We start from the raw sequence: 9,338 nt of genomic DNA, 5'->3' as shown, positions 1-9,338 counted from the left end.
CTGCCGCAGGACTCCGTCCTGCATACCGGTCCGCTCCGCGGCCCAGAGGGCCGGCTCCGCCGTCCCCGGCTCGGATCGCTCCGCGATCCGGCCTAAAAAGCAGCTAGCTAGGGGTGAAGGGGGCCAGTCTCCTGGTCTGGAGTCGGTGGCTTTCTGATAAACCATCAAACAAATCTGATGGTTTATCAGAAATGATGAGCAGCGCCCCCAATTCCGCAAAGTGACGATCCACCCCAACCTACGCTTCAAAATAAGTAGAAGCTAGCTTCTGGGATCACAGCATCCACCCTCTCGACAGCAGACCCAGTCCGCTCGTCGCGAACCAGTGAAACTGCACAGTGCTCCACCAACCCACGCAGACACAACGAGCCAGCACGACCATCACTCCACCCAGCCAACCCGCACAACCCGCACAACCCGCACAACCCCAGGTAACCAGCATGACGACTACTCAGCTCCACCGACCGGCGACACCTCGCCCGAGCGAAGGACTCTTCCACTGGATGCGTCCTCTTCAGCGTGGGCCGTAGGGTTGTCTGTGTGATCGACACGGTTGTCTTCGATGTGGGTGAGACGGTCACCCGTGATGACCGGTACTGGTCTTCGTGGGCCGACTGGCTCGGCCAGTCACGGCATACGGAGCGTTTTCCAACCTCGGGGTGTTGGCCGCGAGTTGGATGGCTCGGCGAAACAGCGAAGCTCCTGGTAGACGGGTTCTCGACCAAGATCACCCGTGTCCACCAGGAGCTTCGCGTGCTTGTCTACCCGTCCTCTATCGATCTGTCCAGCCACACCCTGCGATACCTGAGCAGGCAACTCGCCGCTCGGCAGCGTGAGATCGGGACGCGATGGCAGAGCCTGCCGACGGGCCGCCAGGCTCTGCTGGCCCTGGCTCATCTGCGATGCGGTGACACCTACGCTCAGCTCGCCGCCGGGTTCGGCATCGGGATCGCGACCGCCTTCCGCTACATAAGAGAGGCCGTCGAGGTACTGGCGCCGCGGCGCCGCCCCTGGCCGAAGCGATGGAGCACACATCCGGACCAAGGCATTCGTCATTCTCGACGGCACCCTGCTGCCGATCGACTGCGTCGCCGCCGACACCCCGTACTACTCAGGAAAGCACAAACGTCATGGCATGAACGTCCAGGTCCTCACCGATCCGTTCGGACGGCTGCTCTGGGCCTCGCCGGCGCTGCCCGGCTCAACCCACGACCTGACCGCCGCCCGGCAGCATGGAATCGTCGAGGCCCTCGCCGACGCAGGGCTCAAGTGCTGGGCCGACAAGGCGTACCAAGGGGCCGGCGGGACGATTCGGGTTCCGTTCCGGGGCCGCCGACTCAAGCGGTGGAAGCGCCGGCACAACACACCACCCACGCCAAGACCCGCTGCCTTGGCGAACAGGCCATGGCCGTCTTGAAAGGCTGGCGTCTCCTTCGGAAGCTCCGGTGCAGCACCAATCGCATCACCGACATCGTGAAGGTCGTCGTCGTGCTCCACCATGCCTCAACCTGATGTTGGAAAACGCTCACTGTCGTTACCCCACTCACGCCCCCTGCCAAGACGCATCCGGCGGGGGTTCGAGTTTGCTAACACAATTCACCACAAGGGTCTCGGGATGAGTATCACTCACCCAACAACGAATGTGCGGGCGGCACGACCTCAGACGGTTTCAGAATTGGCCACATTCGACCTTTCTGAAAAAATCATGAACTACGTTGCCCTGGATGAAAAGGTAACAATAGGGCCATCTTCAGAACCAATAATCCGAACATCGAAACCCCGGTGAGGAAATTCGGCAGACAACGCAGCACTCCACGTTTTTGCAACACACGCGGCAAAGAATTCCTGCGCCCGCCAGTCCTCTTCAACATCATCCGAATCGACAATCTGCCAGACTCGCAGCTGATTCAGCGTCGCCTCGATTTTTCGAATGTTACCGGAGAGACTCTCGCGCCAGGATTTAAAATTCGACTCTTCGTAAGCACGATCCCACAGCACACATCCCTCCACTTCGACAAAACGCGGCCAGAAAATCCGAGAGAATGCCACCATAATCCCCAGATCGCCATGACCTTTCACATAGTCTAGGTAATCAACCCCCCCTCCCCACTCCTCCACCCAGGACTTAATACCAGGGTAATCCATCGGGTCATTCAAGGTTAGCTCCTCGCGTCACTTGCATAGAGGGTCAGTCATTCGAGCCACCGAGAGAGATGGTGGCAACCAATAGAGATCCAGAAATTCAGATACCTCAGGCGCCCGCCATTTTACTGCGGGCGCCTGAGGTGGTGCACTTCTACCAGTATTCAATTATTTATGACTGGCTTGCATTTCAGCCATCCATATTTGACTCAGCTTAGCGGCAGCCGCATAGCTCTTCCTCGGGGCGCAGAGGCCGCGGCAGCTTCTCCCAATTGCGAAAAACCTGGCCCGTTTTTGGATTGACATGCTTGGCCATATCGAGAATGTGTGGGGCCGGTATTCCGGCATGCGGTGCCGAGCCAGGATCAAGGTCCGCGCGCTGATAAATTGCGCCCTCCTCATCATAACGCGCATACGCAGTAACCGTCCCATCATCTTTCTGACGGAAAAGCGTTTCACCAGGGTTAGCAGTCTTGGGAAAGCGACCGCTGACCTGCCGCGCACCCGAGAGGCTCAATCCCCCTGTATCGCAGTTGTGAACCAGTACCGGCGTGGCACCCGCCAGCACATAGTACGTGTGGATTTCGCTGATGGTCAGGTCGTGGGTGCGCTGGCGCTTGTTGTACTGGTGGACGGCCGCGACGGTTACGGTGTCCGCCTTCGCGGTCCGCAGCGTCATGCCCGGCTTGAGGTCGCCGGCTTCGATCCAGGCGCCCTCCGAGACCGACCAGAACGGGTGGGTCGTGGTGGAGGTGAGTTCCTCGGCTGTGCCGTTGCCGGTGGTGAGGTTGAGGTCGACGAAGTGCTTGTCGTCCTCGGTGGTGATGGTTCCGGCTACTTCCCGGACCGTCGTTCGGCCTGTTTCCGGGTCGGTGACGATGATCCGGTCGCGGAGCTCGACCTTCTCGATCGGTTTGGTGGAGCCGTCCGCCATGAGCACCTTGGTGCCGGGCAGGAAGCTGTGTTTCTGGCCCGTCATGCATCCTGGGCCGTCCGCCGAATCGCCCTTGCGGACCATGGACTTGGCCTTGGCGCGTGCTGTCGCGAGGGCTTCCTCGGCCTTGCTGAGGGCCTTGGAGTTCTTCCGGACCGCGTTGACGCCGCCGATCAGGTCGTCGACGAGCCCGACGACGCGCTTGGCGAGTCTTGCTCCCTTGGCCCAGTTCCAGGGCGCCCCGTACTTGGCGAGGATCTTGCCTGCCAGGCCGCCCGCGAAGCTTCCGGCGACGTTGAGCAGGGTCTCACCGCACGATCCGAGGTCTCCGCTGGAGAAGCAGTCGAGGGCCGCGTCGACGCCGATCAGATCCTTGACGATCTTGATGAGTGCCTTGGCGGTGTCCTTGACCTGCTGCTTGGACTGGACGAGGTTCGCCTCGGCCCGGTTCCTGTTGTCCTGGGCGTGGTTCTGGTTCTTCTGGGCGGACGTCTCGTTCTTCTTGACTCCTCCGCCGTTGCAGGAGCTCGGGTGCGACTGGCAGTAGGAGACCTCTTCGGGGTCCCTGAGCCCGGTCGGGTCGCTGCTGGTGAAGGGGCGGTTGTGTGAATAGGCGTAGGCGTTGAGCTGCTGTGGGTCGTTGTGGTCGATGACCGGGTCTGGCGAGATGAATTTGCCGAGGAGCGGGTCGAACTGGCGGGCGCCGATCTGGGTCAGCCCGGTCGACTCGTCGATGGTGCCGCCGACGAAGCCCTTCTCGCCCGGCCAGGCGCCCTTGTCGGGCTGGGTGCCGCGCGGGGCGCCGTAGGGCTCCATGCGGCGTTGGGTGTGGGTGCCGGTGGCGGGGTCGATGGCGAGTTCTGCGGTGCCGTGGTGGTCGGAGGCGAGGTAGGTGAGCTTGTTGTCGTTGGTGCGGACGGCGATGGTCTGGCCCGCGAAGCCGTAGTAGCGGGTCGCCTCGGGAGTCGTGCTGCCCGTCGGGAGGCGTAGTTCCATGCCGGGCAGGTAGAGCGTGGTGGCGTTGGCGTCGCGGCGCAGGACGCGGCTGCCGCCGGCGTCGTAGACGTTGGTCGTGGTGGTGCCGTTGGCTTCGGTGAGCTTGACGGGCTTGCCCGTGATGTCCCACTCGATGCTCTGGGCGTCACCGCCGACGGCTCGCTTGGTGGTGTTGCCCGCCGCGTCGTAGGCGTAGGTGCGCAGTCCGTCGCCGGTGGGGGTGCTGGTTTCGACCTTGGTGACCGCGTGGGGCCCGCCGTCGCCCGGTTCGCCGGGGGTTCCGTCGCCGTCGGCGTCCGCGTAGGTGTAGGTCCGCTTGACGTCCTTGAGCGGGTCGAGTCCGGTGTCGTGGGCGGTTTCGGTGAGGCGGTTGCCGACCTTGTCGAAGGTGTAGGACTTCCAGTACGGAGCGGGGCCTCCCAGCGGGGCGCTGCCCGCGGCACTGGCGCAGGCTGCCGGGCGGGCGCCTCCGGAGACTCCGCCGACGGTGCCTTCGCCCGCTCCGGTGGTCTGGGTGGCGGCCGGGGTCCATGCCCCGGTCATCCGGTACTGGTAGTCGAGGTCCACGCACTGGACGTCGACGGCCTCGGGACGGGCGGTGTCGGCGACGGAGAGCACGTTGCCGTGCTGGTCGTAGGAGTAGCCGACCGACTTGAGCGGGCCGTTGACGCCTTCGACGTCCACGGTGGAGTGGGTCAGCCGGTCGGTGCCCTTCTCGTACCGGAAGGTCTGCTGGATCTTCTTGCCGGTCCCGGTGGACAGGTGGAGGGCCTTGAGCTGGCTGGTGGGGGTGTACTGGGTGTCGGTGACGTAGCTGGTCTTGCCGGTCATGCTGAGAGGGCGTTGCAGTTCGTCGTAGCCGAAGGCGACGGCCTCGCCGGTGAGGCCGCCGGCGGCGGGCATGCCCTGTCCCTTGACCGATCCGTCGGCGTTGTAGCTGGTGGTGAAGACGTAGGTGCCGGCGAGCTTCCCCTCGGACGCGGGCACGGTGTAGGCGGTCTTCTCCACCCGGTACAGCGCGTCCATGTCCTGGGTGATGCTGGCGAAGTACTCGGTGGCACTGGTCCAGCGCAGTGACGCCCAGGGGTGGCCGAGCCAGCCCGCCTTGTCGTAGTAGGTCTCGGTCAGCTTGGTGCCGGTGGTCGGTTCGCCCGACCAGGTGGTGACGGGGCGGCCGAGCGGGTCGTAGACCGTGGAGACCTTCTTGTCGCGGGCGTCGGTGACCGAGGCCGGCCGGTCGAGTTCGTCGTAGGTGGTCCTGGTGGTGCCGGTGTCCGGGTCGTGGCTCGCGGTCTGGCGTCCGAGCTGGTCGTAGTCGTACTTCCAGGTGTTGCCCTCGGGGTCGGTCAGCGAGGCGAGCCGGTCGGCCGCGTCGTAGGTGTACTTGGTGGCGTCGTACTGGCTTCCCGGGCCGCTCGGTTGGGGCGCCGCGGTGCGGTAGTGCCGCAGTTCTGTGACCTTGCCGCGGATGTTGGTGATGCTGGTGGTCGGTACGCCGCCCTGCGGGGGGTCGATGTGGAGCCGGTCGCCTTCGTGGGTGAAGGTGGTGCGCCACTGTTCGACGCCCGCCAGCTGGGCGATCTCCGCGGTGGTGCGTCCCAGGCCGTCGTATTCGGAGAGGGTCTGGGCGCCGACCTCGCCGTTGGCGAAGGTGTCGAGTGTGTCTCTCGGGGCTCCGGTGGCGTTGAAGGTCGCGTTGGACTTCTTGACCTTGCCGGCGCCGTCGTAGAAGACCTCGCCGACCATCCGGCTGCCGTTGGGGCCCTCGGCCTGCTTCTGGCGGGGCCTCAGGAGGCTGTCGTAGAGCTGGTACTCGACGCCGTAGGTGCCGTCGTTCTCGATCTTCTCGGTCTTGACGGAGACGGCGGCGTTCTTGCGGATGTTGTAGGTGTACTTGATGCTCGGGTTCTGGGACTTGGCCCGGTCGGCGTACCAGACCGAGGTCAGTCGGCCCAGGGGGTCGTAGGCGAGGTCCGTGCGCTTGCCGTTGGGGTCGGTCTGCCCGGTGGAGACCCCCCAGGCGGGGAGGTAGTCCGTGGTGGTGACGTGGCTGAGCGCGTTGGTGGCTTTGACCTTGGAGATCAGCCCGTTGACGTCGGTGTACTCGGTCTTCGTTCCGGGCCCCTTGGAGGCGTCCTTCTGGAGGGTGGGGCGGCCGAAGACGTCATAGGCCGTGGTGCCCGTGACCTGGTAGGTGCCGGTGGTGCCGTCGTGGGAGGTGAGCCGCTCCGTGCTGGTGGCAAGGCCGCGTTCCGGGGCGGCGCCGACGGCCTTGTTGTCGTAGGCGGTGCGTTCGTCGGCTATGACCTGGGTCTTGCGGTTCACGGGAGCGTCGCAGCCGGCGGCGACGGTCTCGCTCCGGGAGGGCAGCTCGTAGATGTTGCGGGCGGGGTTGTCCGCGTACCACAGGCGGGTGCAGGTGTTGTCGTTGTCGTCGGCGAGGTCGCCCAGCTCGTCGGTGCGCAGGAGCCGGCCGGTGGGGTTGGGCTGGGCCGTGTCGAAGGTCGAGACGGACTTGCTTCTGCGCCAGCTGCCGTCGGGCAGGTCGGTGTAGCCGCGCGACGTCTCCGTCTTGACGATGGTCGCGTTGCTGGTCTTCGTGACCGGCTTGCCGCTCTCGTCCTTCCAGGTGCGGGTCTGTGTGGCGGTGACGTGTTTCCAGGGTTCGGAGATCGTCTTGGAGACGATCTTCGTCCCGTTGTAGGTCTTCGCCTCGATCTCGAAGCCGGTGAATTCCTTGTGGCCGGTGAATTCGGCGCCGGTGGAGTCGGTGCCCTTTTCCGTTCGGGTGCCGGTGCCCGTGCCGGGGAGTTTGTCGCCGTCGAGGCCCTGGAGGTAGGTGTAGTCGACGCGGGTGGTCATCGTCTGGCCGTTGCCGCCGGTCACCGAGACCTTGCCGTAGCCCTGCCACTGTCCCCAGGTGAGGAGCTTCTCGTCGGTGATGCCGTCGGGTTCGGCGTGGCGCCAGCCGGCGTTGCCCTGGTAGGCGTACTGGGTGACCAGGTCGTCTCCGCCACCGGTCCGGTCGGTCTGCGTGACCCTTTCGACGACGTACTTGTGGAACCAGTCGGTTCTCGGTACGAGTGTGCCGGGCGGGGCCCAGACGACGGGATAGCAGCGCTTGGTGGACTCGCCGGGCTTCGGCAGCGCGGTGGCGGAACAGTCGGCGGGGGCGTAGGTGACGTCCAGCTGGGCGCCGGTCTCGCTCAGGACCGAGACCAGGCGGATGCGGTTGATCGCGTCGACGTTGTCGGTGTCGCTGTCCACGCGGTTCCGTCGGTGTTCCCCGTTCAGCTCCAACGTGGGGAGTTTCGCGCTTCCGCCGACCCTTCCTTCATGGTCGATCTTGGACAGCCACAGGGTCTTGGTGTCGTCGCCGTTGTCCGTGAAGAAGTGTTCGAACTTCCAGGCGTCGACGTCGGCCCACGCGGTGGCGGCGGGGCCGGTGCTCATGCGGGTGGTGATGCCGACCAGGCGCTTGGTGGTCCAGAAGGTCTGGCTGGACTGGGCCGGGGAGCACTTGGTGCCCGGCTTGCAGAGCCTGTCGACCGGGGTGTCGGGCCAGCGTGCGGCGTTGGCGGGGGTGAGCTTCGCCTCGTCGCAGTCGAAGCCCGTGTCGGGGATGCAGCGTTCGAGGGTGTCGAAGACGACCTGGGCGGGAGCCTTGGTGGTGTAGACGGCGTTGTCGCGCTGGCCGTAGTCGATGCGCTTGAGGTAGCCGCCTCGGTGGTAGGCGGTGCCGTTGACGTCGGTCTTGCCGTTCAGCGCGTAGTGGTTGGTCTCGGCTCCGTAGAAGTAGGACATCACGTTGCCGTGGGTGTCCTTGACGTAGTCGAGGTTCCAGCGCCACGCCTGCTTGCAGTGGGCGTTGGCGAAGGTGGCGTTGTAGCAGGGCTCACCCGGGTCGTCGCCGAAGACGGGGGCCGTCCAGGTGGAGGAGGTCCGCTCCTTGCCCTCGGTCCAGCCGGGGAGCTTGTCGCTGCCGAAGTGGTACTCGGTGCCGTCCGTGGTGGTCAGCTTCCAGTGCTCGCCGTCGTTGTCGTTGTTGTCGGCGCCGGGGAGCTTCTCGATCTTCGCACCGCTGTCGGAGGAGAGGTGCCACTTCTTGGTGGTGTCGTCCTGGACGAGCTCGCCGGACATGCCGTTGAGCATGATCGTGGCGTTGTCGAAGGCCCAGCATTGTTCCGCGGAGGTGGTGTGCCCGTCTTCGGAGCAGGGTTTGTAGGCGCGTTCGATGTAACCGGGTTCGTAGCTGAAGCCCTCGCCGAGCCATGAGCCCTGGTTGTTCGTGGCCGCGGTGCGGCCGTCTGCGGACTGGGAGGAGTAGCTGAGGCCGACGGTCGGGGTGAATCCGCCCGGGGTGGGGATCATCCGGATCGGATAGTCCCAGGAGAAGCCGCCCGAGGAATTGGCGACGGACCAGCTGGCCGACGGGGCGAGGGTGGTGGCCTTGTAGTCGCCCTTGGAGGAGGCGTCCCCCGCGGCCACGGCGTACACCGCGGGGGCGCTGCCCGCGGCCGCGGCGGACACCTCGGCGGTCAGGGTGTGCGTGCGGGGATCGTTCTGGAACGGGATTCGCTTGGCCGCGGCATCGCAGGTCTTGCCGCCGGGTGCCCGCGAGGCGGCGCACGCGGGCAGCTCGATCAGCGCGAGCCGGGAACCGTAGCCGCCGCCCGCGGCTTCCTTGAAGGCCGAGTAGTCGAGTGAGAGCTTGACGGGGGCGGCCTGGCGGGCCCGGTCCGTCCGCTCGACGGTCAGAAGAGCGGCACTGCCCCAGCGCCGCGCGGGGCCGGCCCCCAGCGAGGCGACCTTCACCCTGCCCGGGGGTGCCGCCGCCGCGGTCCGCCGCTCCGCCGCGGTCGGCGAGACGGCGATCGGCAGGTCCCCGATGCGCCCCTCGGCAGCCGTGGAACCGCCCTTGCCCGTCAGGGCGGACGCGGCGGCGGCGAGGGTGAGGTCCACGCTGCCCGCCCGCGGCCATGCGGCAGGTCCAAGCCTGTTGGCCATGGTCGTGCGCGCCTTGTCGACAGGGCGCGGCTTCGACTTCAGCTCCGTGCCCTTGATCGGGTCGGGGTTGTCGGCCACCCGCGGCAGACTTCCGCCGCCGACGGCATCGGGCAGGGCTTGGGCGGTGCTCGCCGAGAGGGCGAGCGCCAGGCCGATGACGAGGGTGCCCACCATGTGCCGGGGCAAACGCGAGGCGAGCGGGCGGCCACGCAGGGACATCACACAACTCCGCAGGGGCAGGTTCGGCTGGTTCTTCGAA

The 9,338-nt window shown here is 65.8% G+C and carries 2 protein-coding genes and 1 pseudogene; 1 reads left to right on the top strand and 2 read right to left on the bottom strand.

Annotation, left to right across the window (positions count from 1 at the left end; translation table 11 throughout):
• Nucleotides 1–753: 753 nt before the first annotated feature.
• Nucleotides 754–1,512 (top strand): annotated as a pseudogene (locus ACIBNE_RS39690) (transposase family protein).
• Between the two features lie 198 nt (nucleotides 1,513–1,710).
• Here the strand turns inward: ACIBNE_RS39690 and ACIBNE_RS39685 are convergent.
• Both ACIBNE_RS39685 and ACIBNE_RS39680 read right to left on the bottom strand, forming a co-directional pair.
• Nucleotides 1,711–2,157 carry a hypothetical protein gene (locus ACIBNE_RS39685; protein WP_399280713.1) on the bottom strand — a complete coding sequence of 149 codons (447 nt, stop codon included), beginning with the start codon at nucleotides 2,155–2,157 and terminating at the stop codon, nucleotides 1,711–1,713.
• A gap of 199 nt (nucleotides 2,158–2,356) precedes the next feature.
• Nucleotides 2,357–9,298, bottom strand: a complete 6,942-nt coding sequence (locus tag ACIBNE_RS39680; RefSeq protein ID WP_399280711.1) for a polymorphic toxin-type HINT domain-containing protein — start codon at nucleotides 9,296–9,298, stop codon at nucleotides 2,357–2,359.
• Between the last annotated feature and the right edge of the window lie 40 nt (nucleotides 9,299–9,338).

The organism is Streptomyces sp. NPDC050504 (assembly GCF_044458065.1).
Classification (GTDB): Bacteria; Actinomycetota; Actinomycetes; order Streptomycetales; family Streptomycetaceae; genus Streptomyces.
This window is presented reverse-complemented; position numbering and strand designations above follow the sequence as displayed.

What these genes read in the sequence shown, in the direction of transcription:
- ACIBNE_RS39680 (WP_399280711.1), bottom strand. Translation starts at nt 9,298, where the DNA reads ATGTCCCTGCGTGGCCGCCCGCTCGCCTCGCGTTTGCCCCGGCACATG.